The sequence below is a fragment of the Salegentibacter sp. genome, assembly GCF_041642575.1.
Taxonomy (GTDB): domain Bacteria; phylum Bacteroidota; class Bacteroidia; order Flavobacteriales; family Flavobacteriaceae; genus Salegentibacter.
In genome coordinates this window covers 33,868-49,596 of the sequence record NZ_JBEPWD010000001.1, presented here as the reverse complement: position 1 = coordinate 49,596, position 15,729 = coordinate 33,868, and the positions used below count along the sequence as shown (strand labels likewise).

Sequence of the window (15,729 nt, the reverse complement as noted above, 5' to 3'; positions counted from 1 at the left end):
AAATTCAAAATAATAAACCTTGTTATCACCATTTCCCTATAAATCTACTGAAATAATAGGATAAGCTACATTAAGGAAGTCTTAAATCTCATTTGATTTCTATAGGAATAGAACCTGAATTAGAAAGGATTAAGTTTATCTCTACAAATCTTTATATAACCTATTGGGGTGTTGCCGGGTATCAAACAATGTGACTATCTTAATTTCAGAGGTGTTAAACCGGTAAAATATGGTAGTTTGTTTTGTGATTACGGCGCGATGTAATCCAGGTTTTGCATCGGATTTAGGAAATATTTCAGGATAGATTCTTATGATCTCAAGATTGTGGTCTAATTTTTTAATAAGTTCCTTTTTTATCCTTTCAGACCAGTTTTCACCCAAATAATCAATTAGCTCATTAAGCTTCTTCTCAGCAGTTTTGGTGATAACTACCTTTCGGGACATTATCTGTGCTTTTTAATGAATTTTTCATAAGAAGTTGTCTCCTCTCGGGCTATTTCGTTATCAGCCGCTTCAATTTCAGCTTTTTCTTCAGGTGAAAGCTTCTCCCAGAAATCTGTTGGCTCTTTTTTGCTCAAAATCTCACGAATAGATTTAATAATATCAGGATCATTAGTCTCCATTAGTAATTGAGCAAGGCTTATTTTTTCTTCCTGGATATTCATTAAAGTAATTTTAGAAGTATACTAAGATAATAAATTCGATCTATTTAATTTAAAAACTAATATTTTAAAAAGGAATTTTCAGGTAAAATCTTATCTGCTAATCCCTTCTTCCTAAATTCCCATAAGTGGTTTAAAATTGTAAATTTGCAGGCATTAATGTGGAGTCGCTTTGCGCTTAACCTGCAGGTAAGAAAAACAAAACAATGAGTTACAACTTTAACGATATTGAAGCCAAATGGCAAAAATACTGGGCCGAAAATCAAACTTTTCGCGCCAGCAATTCATCCGATAAACCTAAGTATTACGTGCTGGATATGTTTCCTTATCCATCAGGCGCCGGACTTCACGTTGGGCATCCTCTGGGTTATATTGCCAGCGATATTTATGCGCGTTACAAACGCCATACAGGTTTCAATATTTTGCATCCGCAGGGTTACGATAGTTTTGGTTTGCCTGCAGAGCAATACGCTATCCAAACCGGCCAGCATCCTGCGCTTACCACGGCGAAGAACATAAAAAGATACCGGGAACAACTCGATAAGATAGGTTTCTCTTTCGATTGGAGTAGGGAAGTGCGCACCAGCGATCCCGAATATTATAAATGGACACAGTGGATATTTATCCAGCTTTTTGAATCCTGGTATGATCTGGAGGCCGATAAATCCCGACCCGTTTCTGAATTAGAAGAAATTTTCGCTTCGGAAGGGAATTCCCGGGTAAATGCCGCTTGTGATGATGATGTGGAAGAGTTTTCTGCAGATGACTGGAATAATTTTTCTTCTGAAGAGAAACAAAGAATTTTACTTAAATACCGACTCACTTATCTCGCTGAAACCGAAGTAAACTGGTGTCCGCAGTTAGGAACTGTTTTAGCCAACGACGAGATTGTAAACGGCGTTTCTGAACGTGGTGGCTATCCCGTGGTTCGTAAAAAGATGACGCAATGGAGTATGCGGATTTCAGCGTTTTCTGAACGTTTGTTGCAAGGCCTGGATCAACTTGACTGGACCGAGAGCTTAAAGGAAAGTCAGCGTAACTGGATTGGAAAATCTGTGGGTGCGATGGTGCACTTCAATTTGTACGGTGAGACCCTGAAAAAGGTTAAGGAAGACGGAAGTCTTTCCGAACATCAGGCGAGGATATCTGCTTTTACTACACGTCCCGATACTATTTTTGGAGTAAGCTTTATGACTTTGGCTCCTGAACACGATTTGGTTCAAAAGATCACTACAGCAAAGCAAAAAGAGGTAGTTGAGGCCTATGTTGCGGCCAGTTCCAAACGCAGTGAACGCGAACGTATGGCCGATGTAAAGAGCATTACCGGTGTGTTTACCGGGGCTTTTGCCGAGCATCCTTTCACTAAAGAACCTATCCCAATCTGGATTGGTGATTACGTGCTTGCGGGTTACGGAACCGGGGCGGTTATGGCTGTACCTTGTGGCGACCAGCGGGATTATGATTTTGCAAAACATTTTGAAATTCCGATTCCTAATATTTTTGAAAACATTGATATTTCCCAGGAAGCCTTTTCAGGAAAAGAAGGCACCGTGATCGCGAATTCCGATTTCCTTAGCGGACTCGAATATAAAGAAGCGCTGCAAAAAGTGATTCTGGAGCTGGAAAAAACCGGGCACGGTTACGGTAAAACCAATTACCGTTTGCGCGATGCGGTTTTTAGCCGCCAGCGTTACTGGGGGGAGCCCTTCCCGGTTTATTACGTAAACGGAATGCCGCAAATGATAGATGCTCAACATTTACCTCTACGACTTCCCGAAGTTGAAAAATACCTGCCTACCGAAACCGGCGAGCCACCGTTAGGAAACGCAACTACTTGGGCCTGGAACACAAAATCCAACGAGGTAGTGAGCAATGAAATGATAGATGATAAAACAGTATTCCCACTGGAATTAAATACAATGCCCGGTTGGGCCGGGAGTTCCTGGTACCTTTTCCGCTATATGGATGCCGAAAATAACAATGAATTTGTTTCTAAAGAAGCTCAAAAATACTGGGAAAACGTAGATCTGTATATAGGCGGAAGCGAACACGCTACCGGTCATTTATTGTATTCCCGTTTCTGGACAAAAATTTTGCACGATCGCGGATTCCTCACGGTTGATGAGCCTTTTAAAAAGCTGATTAACCAGGGGATGATACTGGGACAGAGTGCTTTTGTGTACAGGTTAGAAGGAGAGAATGTGCTGGTTTCTAAAAATCTGGTTGGAAAGAATGAGGTTCAGCCTATTCACGTAGATGTCTCCTTAGTTAACCACTCTGATGAATTGGATATCGAAGGCTTTAAAGAATGGCGTCCTGAATTTAAAGATGCTAAATTTTTAACCGAAAAAGATGGTTCTTATATAGTAGGTCGCGAAGTCGAAAAAATGTCGAAATCCAAGTACAACGTGGTAAATCCCGATGATATTTGTGAAGATTACGGCGCCGATACGCTTAGAATGTACGAAATGTTCCTTGGGCCGCTGGAACAGGCAAAACCCTGGAATACCGCGGGAATCACGGGAGTTCATAATTTCCTAAAAAAGCTTTGGAAACTGTATCATAATGGAGAACAATTTGAAGTTTCCGAAGAAAAAGCTTCAGCCGAATCTTTAAAGACTCTTCATAAGACCATCAAAAAAGTAACTGAAGATATCGAGGAATTCAGTTTTAATACTTCGGTTTCAACTTTTATGATTTGCGTAAATGAGCTTTCGGCACAAAAGTGCAATAGTCGGGAAGTGTTAGAACCACTTGCTGTGCTTATCGCGCCTTACGCGCCGCATATCGCCGAGGAATTATGGAGTAAATTAGGTCATTCAGAATCTGTAGTAACAGCTGAATACCCCGTTTATGAAGAAAAATACCTGGTAGAAAGCACCAAAAATTACCCGATTTCCTTCAACGGGAAAATGCGATTCACCATGGAACTTCCCTTGGATATGCCAAAAGATGAGATCGAAAAAACCGTGTTAGCCGATGACCGCACCCAGAAACAACTGGATGGCCGTGCCCCTAAAAAGGTGATCGTAGTCCCCGGGAAGATCGTGAATGTGGTAGGTTAATATTGATTTGAAAATATGAAGATTTGAAAAATCCGTTATCCCGTTTTGGGGGCGGATTTTTTGTTTTATAAAGTTTCGTCACCCTGAATTTATTTCAGGGTCTAGGTGGAATTAAAGTTTATTATATTTAATAGTGCAGAAAAGCTATATTTATATACTTTCAAATTCCACCCGGAATATGCTCTATATTGGTGTGACTTCAGATTTGAAAAAACGTATTTCAGATCATAAAAATGAAATTGGTTCGTCATTTACGCAAAAATACCATCTCAAATACTTGATTTATTTTGAAGAATTTACTGCTATTGAACAAGCAATTGCAAGAGAGAAACAATTAAAAAATTGGCATAAAGACTGGAAATGGAATTTGATTAAATCTATAAATCCGGAGTTGAAAGATCTTTATGATGAATTATGAATAGTTTGATTATTTCACACAAGTTAGATGCTGAAACAAGTTCAGCATGACGAGTAAAGACAAATAGTTTTCAAAGAAATAGGATCACGGCCTACTACTACCCAAGATACATTTCCACTAAACCCTCAGGGGTGTTTAAATAGATAGTTTTGTTGTCCTTATCTATTTTCTCGATAAACTCATCATTCATGGGGATAAGAAGGTCTTTGTCGCCCTTTTTAATCTCAAACAGGGCCTGTGCAGTAGAATCGTTGATCCCGGTTATTTTTCCAATGTTCCCGTGGATTGAATCGATAACGTTAAAACCAATGATCTCGTGGAAATAAAACTGGTCTTCGTCGAGTTCAGGGAGCATAGTTAGGGGTAGGTAAGCGTGCGCTCCTATAAGATCTTCGGCATCCTGCTCGGTATCTATATCTTCAAATTTCACACGAAGTAGTGTGCTTTTTTGCAGGTTACTGCGTTCAATAAAAAATGGAACCAGATTCTCATTGTATTCAATGAGAACCGATTCCATTTCTGTGTAAGCTTCGGGTTCGTCGGTGTCCAGTTTGATGAGCACCTCCCCTTTAAAACTAAATTTAGCAACGATCTTTCCTAAATAGAAACATTCATCTTTAGTCATCGCCGCCTGAGAATTAGTCTTTTTTCTCTTCTGTTTTTGCTTCTTCGGCAGTTTGTGCATCAGATGCGTCTTCAGCCTGGGCTTCTGCAGTATCTGCAGCAGCTTCAGCTTCTTGTTCCGCTTCCTCGGCAGCCAGAGCTTCATTAGCTTCAGCTTCGCGTTTTGCATTAGCTTCTTTCTCGGCCTCAAGAGCTTTAGCTTTTTCAGCTTGTTGCTCCTTAGTAAGGTTTTCTTTCTTAGCGTTGATCTTAGCCTCTTTTTCTTCTAACCAGGCCTGGAATTTCTTCTCAGCCTCCTCTTCAGTTAAAGCGCCTTTTTTCACTCCGCCTGCAAGGTGTCTTTTAAGCATCACCCCTTTGTAGGAAAGAATTGCACGAGCCGTATCTGTTGGTTGCGCCCCGTTTTCTAACCATTTTACCGCTCCGTCAATATCAAGTTCGATAGTTGCAGGATTGGTGTTTGGATTGTAGATCCCTAGTTTGTCTAGAAATTTACCATCTCTCTTTGAGCGCGCATCTGCGGCTACGATCCAGAAAAAAGGCTTCCCTTTTTTACCGTGTCTTTGTAATCTTAATTTTACTGGCATAAAAATTAATTTGTGGGGTTCCCGACCCCGATTATTAATAAGGCTGCAAAGATACTACAAATTTCTAATTTACAAGTCTTTGCCTGAGCAATTGTTATTTCTGCCGTAAATCATAATTATTCTGAAGATTTTATCTCCAAAATCCTACTTGCTGTTAAAAGCAGTTAATTAGTGCTAAAGCCTGTTAAACAGCTTGTTGAATAGGCTTTGCGACTCTATATTTATACTTAATAAAAAATTAAAATGAGCTATGAGTTACCCCGAGGAAATTGCAGAGAAACTCAACCGACTTCTTGAAAAAAATATTGATGCTGAAAAGGGATATCGTTTTTCTTCTGAAAACGTAAAGGACCCTCAGTTAAAAGCATTTTTTGCTGAACGGGCAGAAGAGCGTTACGATTTTATTCATCAGCTAAGAACTGAAATAAGAAATTTTGGTGAGGCTCCAAAGGAGGAGTCCAGTATTGCCGGTGATGCTCACCGTACCTGGATGAATTTAAAAACTGCATTCTCCCCTAATAAAGCCCAAACCACTCTGGAAGAAGCTGTGAGAGGCGAGAAAGCTGCGGTTGAGGAATATGAAGAAGTATTAGATAACCCTGAGCTGCCGGCGAGTACCGCAAATATTTTGCTGAAGCAAAAAAATGCGATCGTAGCAGCTTTAAATAAAGTGAAAAGCCTGAAACTTCAGGCTTAAAAAAAAATTAATTATGCAAAGAACAAAAGAAGAAATGGGCGAAAAGCTCAACGACTTACTAGAGAAAAGTTATGACGCCAAAAAAGGCTTTCAGACTGCTGCAGATAATGTAAAAAATGATCGGCTAAGGGATTTTTTCCATCAAAAAGCAGAGGAAAGAAAAATGTTTATAAAGGAATTGCGTGAAGAAATTACCGGGTATGGGCAGGTTCCTGAAGATGGAGGGAGTGCTTCTGGTAAAATGCACCGCACCTGGATGGATATGAAATCTGCCCTTTCGGGAAATGATGAAAAAGCCGTTCTGGAGGAAAGTCTCAAGGGTGAAAAAGCTGCCCTGGAAGATTACGAGGACATCACCAGTGAGACCGATCTTCCCCCGACGCTAAGCAGCAAGCTTAGCCAGCAGCAACATCATATACAAAATAGTATTAATAATGTAAAGATGTACGAACAGATGTTTGATTGAAGTAGTAGTAGTTTTTAGTGTTCGTACAGACCTCACGGGTTACGCTCTGCGCTGCCTGTGAGGTTTTTTTTATTTTGAAGGTTTGTTTACTTCTTCCTGGATTTAAAGACAGTTAATAAATCCTAAAAAGTTTCTTTTTTGTCAAGATTAAAATTCCATATTTTTAACCTCCTGATATTTTTTTGAAATACTTATTCTGAAGGCTGGAAATCAGCTGGATGCCAAAACTGCTTACTGCCCATGTACCTGATATTTGACACCGAAACTACCGGATTACCCAAACGCTGGAATGCACCTCTTAGCGATACCGATAATTGGCCAAGGTGTATACAGATTGCCTGGCAGTTACATGACGAAATGGGAAACCTGGTAGAGAGTCAGGATTACCTGGTTAAACCCGAAGGTTTCAACATTCCCTTTGACGCTGAAAAGATTCATGGGATCTCTACAGAACTTGCCGAACAGGAAGGAATAAGTCTGATGGAAGTCCTGGAGAAATTTCAGGCAGCACTGGATAAAACCAAATTTGTAGTTGGCCAGAATGTAGGTTTTGACCTGAATATCATGGGCGCTGAATTTTTCAGAAAAAATGTGGAGAATACTTTACAGGAGCTACCCGTGCTGGATACCTGTACCGAAATCACCGCCGATCTATGTAAAATCCCGGGAGGCAGAGGAGGTAGGTTTAAGCTTCCCACCCTTACCGAGCTTCATGAATATCTTTTTGACGAAGCCTTCGGGGAAGCCCATAACGCTACTGCCGATGTTGAAGCAACTACGCGTTGTTTTCTTGAACTTATCAGAAGGCGAGCCTATAGTACTAGCCAATTAGGAGTACCTGCCGGATATTTTGAGCGCTTTGAAGAGCAAAACCCGGAGCCCTTTAAGCTTATTGGTTTAAAGCATATCAATTTAAAGAAGGCTTCAGAAAGAATAAGGAAGGAACTTGAGAAACAACAACCTACCGAAGATATTACCACAGAGGAGATCGAGGAGAATCTTCAGAAACTCGACGAGGTTCCCTTTGCACATTTACATAACCATTCGCAATTTTCCATTCTTCAATCCACCATCAGCATAAAGGACCTGGTGGAAGTTGCTGCCAAAGAAAATATGCCTGCCGTAGCACTAACCGATCATGGAAATATGATGGGAGCCTTTCATTTTGTAAAGGAGGTTGGGGATTACAATAAATCGGTAAAAACAAAAAACGAAGAGGCTCTTGCCAATAATGAACCACCGGTAGCAAAAGAGTTAAAAGCCATTTTAGGTTGTGAATTCTTTGTATGTGAGAATCACGCCGATAAATCCCGGAAAGACAACGGCTACCAGGTCGTATTGCTGGCCAAGAATAAAAAAGGCTACCATAACCTTGCAAAAATGTCTTCCCTGGCATATACCAATGGATTTTATTATGTGCCAAGGATCGATAAGGACATCATAAAAAAATATAAGGAAGATATTATTGTGCTCACCGGAAACTTATATGGAGAAGTGCCCGGCAAGATATTGAATGTTGGTGAAAATCAGGCAGAAGAGGCTTTGCTGTGGTGGAAACAGGAATTTGGTGAAGATCTTTACATCGAAGTCATGCGTCACGGGCAGGAGGAGGAAAACCGTGTGAATGAAGTGCTCATTCAATTTGCCAAAAAACACGAGGTTAAACTGGTAGCTTCTAACAATACATACTACTGTGCTAAGGAGGATGCCAACGCCCATGATATTCTTCTTTGTGTAAAAGATGGCGAAAAGCAAGCTACACCTATTGGACGGGGTCGTGGTTACCGGTACGGCCTGCCAAACCAGGAATATTATTTCAAGAGTTCAGAAGAGATGAAAAATCTCTTCAAGGACCTGCCGGAAGCAATTTCGAATATCAACGAGGTCATTGAAAAAATCGAGCCTTTCGAACTGGCACGGGATGTATTGCTTCCTGCATTTACCATTCCTGACGAATTTCTTCATGCGGAAGATAATCTTGATGGAGGGAAACGTGGAGAAAACGCCTACCTGAAACACATTACTTTTGAAGGTGCCAAAGAGCGTTATGGTGAAATCACCCCGGAAATAAAGGAAAGGCTGGATTTTGAGCTCTCAGTTATAGAAAACACCGGGTATCCGGGCTATTTCCTTATCGTGGAAGATTTCATTCGGGAAGCTCGGAATATGGATGTTTCGGTAGGACCGGGCCGGGGTTCTGCTGCAGGAAGTGCCGTGGCTTATTGTCTTAAGATCACCAATATTGATCCGATTAAATACGATTTGCTTTTTGAGCGTTTTCTGAATCCTGACAGGGTAAGCATGCCCGATATCGATATTGATTTTGATGATGAAGGCCGAAGCCGGGTTATGGATTACGTAATTGAGAAATACGGAGCTAATCAGGTGGCCCAGATCATTACCTACGGAACCATGGCCGCTAAGTCCTCCATAAGGGATACCGCCAGGGTGCTCGACCTTCCACTTATGGATGCCGACAGAATTTCGAAGCTTATTCCGACTATGTCTAAGTTGAGTAAGATCTTCGGAATGGATGAAAAAGAGCTGAAAAAGAAATTCAGAAGTGAGGATCTGGATAAGGTAAATGAACTCCTGAATATTTCAGAAGGAGATGACCTGGAGGCACAAACCGTAAACCAGGCCAGAATCCTGGAAGGTTCTGTGCGTAACACCGGAATTCACGCCTGCGGGGTGATCATCACTCCCAGTGATATTACCAATTATGTGCCGGTTTCAGTCGCAAAAGATTCTGATCTGTATGTTACTCAGTTTGATAACTCGGTGGTGGAAAATGCAGGTCTGCTAAAAATGGATTTCCTGGGTCTTAAAACCTTAACTTTAATTAAAGACACGGTAAAGATCGTCAAAGGTCGCCACGATATAGATCTTGATCCCGATAGCTTTCCGCTGGATGATGAGGAAACTTATAAGCTTTTCCAACGCGGGGAAACAGTAGGGATATTTCAGTATGAATCCCCCGGGATGCAGAAGCACATGAAAGATCTGAAACCCACGGTTTTTGATGATCTTATCGCTATGAATGCCCTATACCGTCCAGGCCCGATGGAATATATCCCCAGTTTTATCGCCCGAAAACACGGCCAGGAAGAGATTGCCTACGATTTACCCGATATGGAGGAGTACCTTCAGGAAACCTACGGGATTACGGTTTACCAGGAACAGGTGATGCTACTGTCTCAGAAGCTTGCGGGATTCACCAAGGGTGAAGCCGATGTACTTCGTAAGGCGATGGGGAAAAAGATCTTTGCTCTTCTGGAACAATTAAAACCAAAATTCCTGGATGGAGGAGAGGCAAAAGGTCATCCTCGTGATGTATTGGAGAAAATTTGGAAAGACTGGGAGGCCTTCGCGGCTTATGCATTCAACAAATCGCATTCTACTTGTTACGCCTGGATCGCTTACCAAACCGCTTATTTGAAAGCCCACTATCCGGCCGAATATATGGCGGCAGTGCTTTCTAATAATATGAATGACATTAAGCAGGTGACCTTCTTTATGGAGGAGTGCAAGAGAATGAAGCTCAATGTACTTGGTCCTGATGTAAACGAATCTTATTACAAGTTTTCGGTAAATAAAGAAAATGCGGTGCGTTTTGGGATGGGAGCTATAAAAGGAGTAGGCGCCGGAGCAGTAGCAACAATCGTGGAAAACCGAAAAACCGAAGAAGGACCTTATAAATCAATTTTTGATATGGCCAAGCGAATAGATCTGCGTGCGGCTAATAAAAAGGCATTTGAAAATCTTGCTCTGGCCGGTGGGTTTGATGGTTTTGGAGATACCCATCGCGCCCAATACTTTCATGATGTGGGAGATGGAATTAGCTTCCTGGAAAAAGTGGTGAAGTATGCCGCCAAATTTCAGGAAAATCAGAATTCTTCCCAGGTGAGCCTCTTTGGGGAAGCCAGTGAAGTGCAAATCCCCGAACCCGAAGTGCCTCCGTGCGAGGAATGGGGAACCATGGAAAAATTGCGTCGCGAGAAAGAAGTGGTTGGAATCTACATTTCAGGGCATCCCCTGGATGATTTCAAACTTGAGATGAAATACTTCTGTAACGCCGTGCTGGCCGATCTGGAAGACCTGGAGCGCTGTATCAACCGTTCCCTCACTCTCGGCGGGGTGATTAGTGATGTGCAGCACCGCACTACCAAACAGGGACAGGGCTGGGCGATCTTCACCGTAGAGGATTACCATTCATCCTATGAGTTCAAGTTGTTTAAAGAGGAGTACCTTAAATTCAGGCATTTTCTGGTGCCAAACTCCTTTGTGCACATAAAGATCAATATTAAAGAAGGCTGGCATAATAAGGAAACGGGCAAGAAATTTGATCCAAAAATTCAGTTTACAGATTTTATGCTCCTTCATGAGGTCATGGATACTTTTGCTAAAAAACTCACTATTCAGCTTGATATTGATGACTTGAAGGAAGATAATATAAAGTGGATGAAAGAGACCTTTAGAAATCACCGCGGAAACCATATTTTAAACTTCGTGGTCTATGAAATGAAAGAACAGGTAAAGCTTCATATGCCAAGCCGGAAACAGAAGATCCAGATCTCACAGGAATTGCTTAACGCCCTGGAAGAACAGCAGGTTTTATATAAGCTTAATTAGTTTATTGTATAGATAAACACCCCTAATGTGGTCATAATCAAATACAATATTCAGTTTGTAAGGAAAACGAAAATAATTGACTAATTTTACAATTGATTTAAAACGAATACAAAAAGTTAAATAATAAATATTATGGCAATTGAAATAACCGATGCTACTTTTGAAGAAAAAGTATTAAAAAGTGATAAACCAGTATTAGTAGATTTCTGGGCTGCATGGTGCGGGCCTTGTAGAATGGTTGGACCTATCATTGAGGAAATAAGCAACGAATATGAAGGTAAAGCTGTGGTAGCAAAACTGGATGTTGATGCAAACCAGGAATTCGCCGCCAAATACGGAGTACGTAACATTCCAACTGTCCTTATTTTCAAAAATGGAGAAGTTGTAGGTCGCCAGGTTGGAGTAGCTCCAAAAAACACTTATGCTGAAGCTTTAGATCAATTAGTATAGTTGACTTAAAGTAAAATATAACTTGAAAAATCCCGGTTTTCCGGGATTTTTTTATGCCTAATCCTTACCTTAGATTAATGGACTTAAAACAGGAAATACATAACATTTCAGGCTTCGGAAATTTGGATCTGCTGGCGCGACAAGTGGTAGAAGGTTATATTTCCGGGATGCATAAAAGTCCGTTTCATGGTTTTTCTGCGGAATTCGCTGAACACAAGATCTATAATGCGGGTGAAAGCACCAAGCATATAGATTGGAAGCTCTATGCTAAAACTGATAAGCTTTATACCCGCCGATATGAGGAGGAGACCAATTTGAGATGTCATTTCATTATAGATAATTCGGCCTCGATGCATTATCCGGGAGTGGAGAAATTCAGCATAGAATCATTGAATAAGATCGGATTTTCAGCTTTGGCAGCGGCTAGTATCATGCAAATCTTAAAAAGGCAGCGTGACGCTATGGGGCTAAGTATATATAGTGATGAATTTGAATTTTATGCTCCTGAAATGGGGAGTGAAAGGCATTACTTTATGCTGCTTAACGCCCTGGAGCGAATGCTTACCAAACAGGCTGAACGAAAAACAACAGATACTTATACCTATCTGCATCAGATCGCAGAGAAATTGAAACGGCGATCGCTGGTTTTGCTGTTTACAGATATGTTTCAGGCCGATGCTGAAGAAGCTGAACTTTTTGAAGCCCTAAGACATTTAAAATATAACAGGCACGAGGTGGTGCTATTTCATATTGTTGATGGCAAAAGAGAGCTTAGTTTTGATTTTGATGATGCCCCCCGCCGCTTTACCGATGTAGAAACGGGTGAGCAGATAGATCTATATTCTGAAAATATTCAAGAGAACTACAGGAGAGCGATGGAAGATTATGTGAATGATCTCAAACTGGAATGCGCAAAATATAAGATTAGCTATGTGCCGGCCGACATAAATAGAAATTTCGAAAATGTTTTAACTGCTTATATGCTTGAAAGACAAAAGCTTGTCTGAGGTGAAAAAAATAAGCATGAAAAAAGTAAAAAAAAGGTTGGTGTAATCTAAAATCAGTAGTATATTTGCCCTCGCAATAACGCACCGGTCTGGTAGTTCAGTTGGTTAGAATACCTGCCTGTCACGCAGGGGGTCGCGAGTTCGAGTCTCGTCCAGACCGCAAAGTTGCAAAGAAGCTCCTCTAATCGGGGAGCTTTTTTTGGCACTAATGAGTAGTTGTGTTGTTTGTCCCGATTTTATCGGGATTGTGTAGTTAGCCATTGAAATTCCTGGAACTCCAGGATTTTATGGCCGACTGATGAGAAGCTTTTTTCCGCTTTGCGGGAAGAGGCTTTTTTGTTTTTAGGGCTATTCTGAATTCTCTTCTTTTCGTCAAGTTGTCAAGTTTTTTTTACTAAAAGGGACTTTTAAGGGACCCCCTACAGAATAAAAAGGGACCCTCTCTTAACATAAGGGCTACTCCTGTGATAAAGGCAATTCTACAACAAATACGGTTCCTGTACCCGCTCCGCTACTTAAAGCATAAACTTTTCCTTTGTGGGCATTTACTAGTTTTTTTACAATAGAAAGTCCTATGCCAGTAGAGTCTTCGCCTCCCGTGGGCTCCGCACTTAATGAGATGTCCTTTCGAAAAAGATTTTTTTTATCATCTTCGGTAAGACCTGGCCCCTGATCTTCTACAGAAATAACTGCCATGTTTGTTTTCTTTTTTACTGCAACTGCGATACTTTTTTCATAAGGAGAATATTTTATAGCATTATTAATGAGATTATCTACCACTGCAGTTAAATGTTGGAAATCTCCAAAAATATTTCTTGTTGATTCGATTTGAAGATCAATTTTCTGTCTTTTGTTTTTTGCAAGGTGAAGATTTGTAGCCACCACACCTTTCACTAATTTTCCCAGATCTAGGGATTTTAGTCGAAGATGAATACTTTCATCATCCTGAAGGGCCGAGTCTAATAAGTCGGTAATAGTCTTTGTCATTCTCTTCCCTGCGTCCCTTAATTGTTCTGCCATTTTATCAATCGCTTCAGGATTGTTTTTATTTTTCTGAATCATCTCGGCCATCATAGGTAAAATGGATAGCGGATTTTTAAGGTCATGTGCCGTGATATTCATTAATTCGTGTTTATCCCGAATTGCAGTTCTAGCCTCTAGACGTAATTCCATTTGAACCATTACCAGATCGGCTAAATCCTGTAATACTTTCTTTTTTCTCGCTGAAAGCTTTCGGGGGTTTTTATCTATTATACAAAAGGTTCCTAAATTGTAGCCCTCTCTAGTTGCTAATGGAACGGCAGCATAAAACCTTAATCCAAATTCACCCGCGACTAATGGATTTGCCAGGGTTCTAACATCTTTTTGTGCATCTTCTACAAGATATAATTCATTTGAAAGAATAGCTGAAGCACATAATCCAGGGGTTTTATCTATCTGCTGCACATCAAGGCCATGCTTACTTTTGAACCAAATTCTATCAGAGTCTACTAATGATACAATAGCAATAGGCATTTCCAGAAGTTCTGCTGCCAACCTGGTGAATTTATCAAAAGCACCATCGGCTGGTGTATCCAATACCTCGTATTTCTTTAAATTGGCTACTCTATCCTCTTCCCTGAATGATTTCATGGTGCACTTCTAAGTTTCAATAAAGTTAATAAAATATTAAAGATTAGAATGAGCATCTCAGAAGTTGTGCTATGTCTTGTTGCTCAACTAGTTTCAAGGATAAAGCAATGGCTTCAACGGTGTTGATCAAAAAGCTTTTCTTGATTCAGGTGTGATCTGCTTCTCTTATGTATATTTCCATTTCTCCTTTCCTCCATTTCCATTAATGTCTAGCATAAAGATGTTTTTTTAAATGAGCCTTTCGAGGGACCCCTTATTGAACCGAGTATTTATCCAAAAACCAATTATATATGAAAACATTATTTTTAATCAAGAAACAAAAGCTGAACAGGGCAGGATTAACCCCAATTGTTGGGGGCTAAGCAAAAATATGGATCAAGAGTAATTGTTTATGAGTTATAATATCAAGGGAAATACGATACTTTTGTAGCTACTAAAATAGTATGATTAGAGCTTTAGTAAGATATAGATACAGTGCTTTTGGAAGGTATGTTATTCGCAATCGAAAGTACGCTCCCATTCTTTTTTTTATGGGTGGTTTTATTTTTGACACGTTGACTTTAGGGCGAATAGACCGCGTTTATGATACGGTGGTACTTTGCTCGCATATGACCTTATTATCGTTAACGCTTTATTTGTATAATTTAGCGGATGATGGTAAATGGAAAAACACTTTTATCGATCGTTATTCTGAATATTTTCCGCTAGCCATACAGTTCTTCTTTGGAGCACTTTCAAGTGCTTTTGTCATCTATTTTTTTAGAAGTGTGTCATTGTCAAAAACTATGGTTTTTTTCATACTGCTGGTTCTACTCTTATTTGCAAACGAGTTTCTTAAAAAGAAAATCTCCAATAAATACCTCCAGTTCAGTGTTTATTTTTTTATAAGTTTTACCTTTTTCACCTTTATGATTCCCACGCTGATAAAGGAGATGAACACCTTTGTTTTTATTATTTCGGGCTTTGTAAGTTTAGCTTTTACGCTGGCTCTCATCCTATTTATTTACAAGTCAAGCCCAAGCACAAGAACAGAAATAAGTCTAAAAAAACTGATCAGTATGATCCTTTCTATCTATTTAGTAATCAATGTTTTTTACTCTTTCAATCTTATTCCGCCAGTACCGCTAGCTATGGAAACCGGGTTGGTGGCTCATGATGTCCAGAAAAAAAATAATGAATACATCGTGACTTACGAGAGTGATGAATGGTATATATTTTGGCGTACGCATAACATCAATTTTCATCGTCAGGCTGATGAAAGGGTATATGTGTTCACTTCTGTTTTTGCACCTACAGCTATAAAAAAGTCAATTTTTCATCGTTGGCAATGGTACAATCCCGAAACCAGGAGTTGGGAAATAACCGAGGACATTGGCTTTGAAGTCACTGGTGGACGTGATCGTGGTTTCCGTGGATATACCTATAAAAATAACCTTAGGGAAGGCGAATGGAAAGTTGAAGTAATTACAGAAGAGGAACTGTTACTTGG

13 protein-coding genes and 1 tRNA gene are annotated in these 15,729 nt (G+C 40.2%); 9 read left to right on the top strand and 5 right to left on the bottom strand.

Annotation, left to right across the window (positions count from 1 at the left end; translation table 11 throughout):
• Positions 1-141: 141 nt before the first annotated feature.
• Together ACESK1_RS00215 and ACESK1_RS00210 are read right to left on the bottom strand one after the other, a co-directional pair.
• A complete protein-coding gene (locus ACESK1_RS00215) occupies positions 142-444 on the bottom strand; it encodes a type II toxin-antitoxin system RelE/ParE family toxin (protein WP_372916692.1) in 303 nt (100 codons plus the stop codon).
• Entirely contained in the window at positions 444-665 is a 222-nt protein-coding gene (locus ACESK1_RS00210) for a hypothetical protein (protein WP_372916690.1), read from the bottom strand. The genes ACESK1_RS00215 and ACESK1_RS00210 overlap by 1 nt, the downstream gene beginning before the upstream one ends.
• 203 nt (positions 666-868) lie before the next feature.
• Here ACESK1_RS00210 and leuS point away from each other — a divergent pair, with 203 nt between their 5' ends.
• Entirely contained in the window at positions 869-3,727 is a 2,859-nt protein-coding gene (gene leuS / locus ACESK1_RS00205) for a leucine--tRNA ligase (protein ID WP_372916688.1), read from the top strand.
• A gap of 133 nt (positions 3,728-3,860) precedes the next feature.
• Positions 3,861-4,145, top strand: coding sequence for a GIY-YIG nuclease family protein (locus tag ACESK1_RS00200; RefSeq protein ID WP_372916686.1), 285 nt, complete (start codon positions 3,861-3,863; stop codon positions 4,143-4,145).
• A 97-nt stretch (positions 4,146-4,242) separates the two neighbouring features.
• Here ACESK1_RS00200 and rimM read toward each other — a convergent pair whose 3' ends face one another.
• Positions 4,243-4,770, bottom strand: coding sequence for a ribosome maturation factor RimM (gene rimM / locus ACESK1_RS00195; protein ID WP_372916684.1), 528 nt, complete (start codon positions 4,768-4,770; stop codon positions 4,243-4,245).
• 13 nt (positions 4,771-4,783) lie between these two features.
• Positions 4,784-5,356, bottom strand: coding sequence for a 30S ribosomal protein S16 (locus ACESK1_RS00190; RefSeq protein WP_372916682.1), 573 nt, complete (start codon positions 5,354-5,356; stop codon positions 4,784-4,786).
• A 250-nt stretch (positions 5,357-5,606) separates the two neighbouring features.
• On the opposite strand from ACESK1_RS00190, the gene ACESK1_RS00185 reads away from it, so the two are divergent.
• The 6 genes from ACESK1_RS00185 (at position 5,607) to ACESK1_RS00160 (ending at position 12,768) form a co-directional block, all read left to right on the top strand.
• Positions 5,607-6,053, top strand: coding sequence for a PA2169 family four-helix-bundle protein (locus ACESK1_RS00185; RefSeq protein ID WP_372916680.1), 447 nt, complete (start codon positions 5,607-5,609; stop codon positions 6,051-6,053).
• Between the two features lie 13 nt (positions 6,054-6,066).
• The gene (locus ACESK1_RS00180) at positions 6,067-6,519 is read left to right on the top strand and encodes a PA2169 family four-helix-bundle protein (protein ID WP_372916678.1); all 453 of its coding nucleotides are present in this window, start codon (positions 6,067-6,069) and stop codon (positions 6,517-6,519) included.
• A 240-nt stretch (positions 6,520-6,759) separates the two neighbouring features.
• Positions 6,760-11,151 (top strand): DNA polymerase III subunit alpha, encoded by a 4,392-nt coding sequence (dnaE, locus tag ACESK1_RS00175; protein ID WP_372916676.1) that lies wholly within the window; start codon positions 6,760-6,762, stop codon positions 11,149-11,151.
• Between the two features lie 132 nt (positions 11,152-11,283).
• Positions 11,284-11,601 carry a thioredoxin gene (trxA, locus tag ACESK1_RS00170; RefSeq protein WP_372916674.1) on the top strand — a complete coding sequence of 106 codons (318 nt, stop codon included), beginning with the start codon at positions 11,284-11,286 and terminating at the stop codon, positions 11,599-11,601.
• Between the two features lie 77 nt (positions 11,602-11,678).
• Positions 11,679-12,608: a DUF58 domain-containing protein gene (locus ACESK1_RS00165; protein WP_372916672.1), complete on the top strand. Its 930-nt coding sequence runs from the start codon at positions 11,679-11,681 to the stop codon at positions 12,606-12,608.
• A gap of 86 nt (positions 12,609-12,694) precedes the next feature.
• Positions 12,695-12,768 (top strand) — tRNA-Asp (locus tag ACESK1_RS00160).
• Between the two features lie 296 nt (positions 12,769-13,064).
• On the opposite strand, the gene ACESK1_RS00155 is transcribed toward ACESK1_RS00160, so the two are convergent.
• Positions 13,065-14,240 (bottom strand): ATP-binding protein, encoded by a 1,176-nt coding sequence (locus ACESK1_RS00155; protein WP_372916670.1) that lies wholly within the window; start codon positions 14,238-14,240, stop codon positions 13,065-13,067.
• A gap of 443 nt (positions 14,241-14,683) precedes the next feature.
• Between ACESK1_RS00155 and ACESK1_RS00150 the strand changes: the two genes are divergently transcribed.
• A partial coding sequence (locus tag ACESK1_RS00150; protein WP_372916668.1) for a DUF2914 domain-containing protein occupies positions 14,684-15,729 on the top strand: 1,046 nt, incomplete at its 3' end.

Excerpts from the sequence above, each read along its gene's own strand:
- ACESK1_RS00215 (WP_372916692.1), bottom strand. The coding sequence starts at position 444 with ATGTCCCGAAAGGTAGTTATCACCAAAACTGCTGAGAAGAAGCTTAAT.
- ACESK1_RS00210 (WP_372916690.1), bottom strand. The coding sequence starts at position 665 with ATGAATATCCAGGAAGAAAAAATAAGCCTTGCTCAATTACTAATGGAG.
- leuS (WP_372916688.1), top strand. The coding sequence starts at position 869 with ATGAGTTACAACTTTAACGATATTGAAGCCAAATGGCAAAAATACTGG.
- rimM (WP_372916684.1), bottom strand. The coding sequence starts at position 4,770 with ATGACTAAAGATGAATGTTTCTATTTAGGAAAGATCGTTGCTAAATTT.
- ACESK1_RS00190 (WP_372916682.1), bottom strand. The coding sequence starts at position 5,356 with ATGCCAGTAAAATTAAGATTACAAAGACACGGTAAAAAAGGGAAGCCT.
- ACESK1_RS00185 (WP_372916680.1), top strand. The coding sequence starts at position 5,607 with ATGAGTTACCCCGAGGAAATTGCAGAGAAACTCAACCGACTTCTTGAA.
- ACESK1_RS00180 (WP_372916678.1), top strand. The coding sequence starts at position 6,067 with ATGCAAAGAACAAAAGAAGAAATGGGCGAAAAGCTCAACGACTTACTA.
- dnaE (WP_372916676.1), top strand. The coding sequence starts at position 6,760 with ATGTACCTGATATTTGACACCGAAACTACCGGATTACCCAAACGCTGG.
- trxA (WP_372916674.1), top strand. The coding sequence starts at position 11,284 with ATGGCAATTGAAATAACCGATGCTACTTTTGAAGAAAAAGTATTAAAA.
- ACESK1_RS00165 (WP_372916672.1), top strand. The coding sequence starts at position 11,679 with ATGGACTTAAAACAGGAAATACATAACATTTCAGGCTTCGGAAATTTG.
- ACESK1_RS00155 (WP_372916670.1), bottom strand. The coding sequence starts at position 14,240 with ATGAAATCATTCAGGGAAGAGGATAGAGTAGCCAATTTAAAGAAATAC.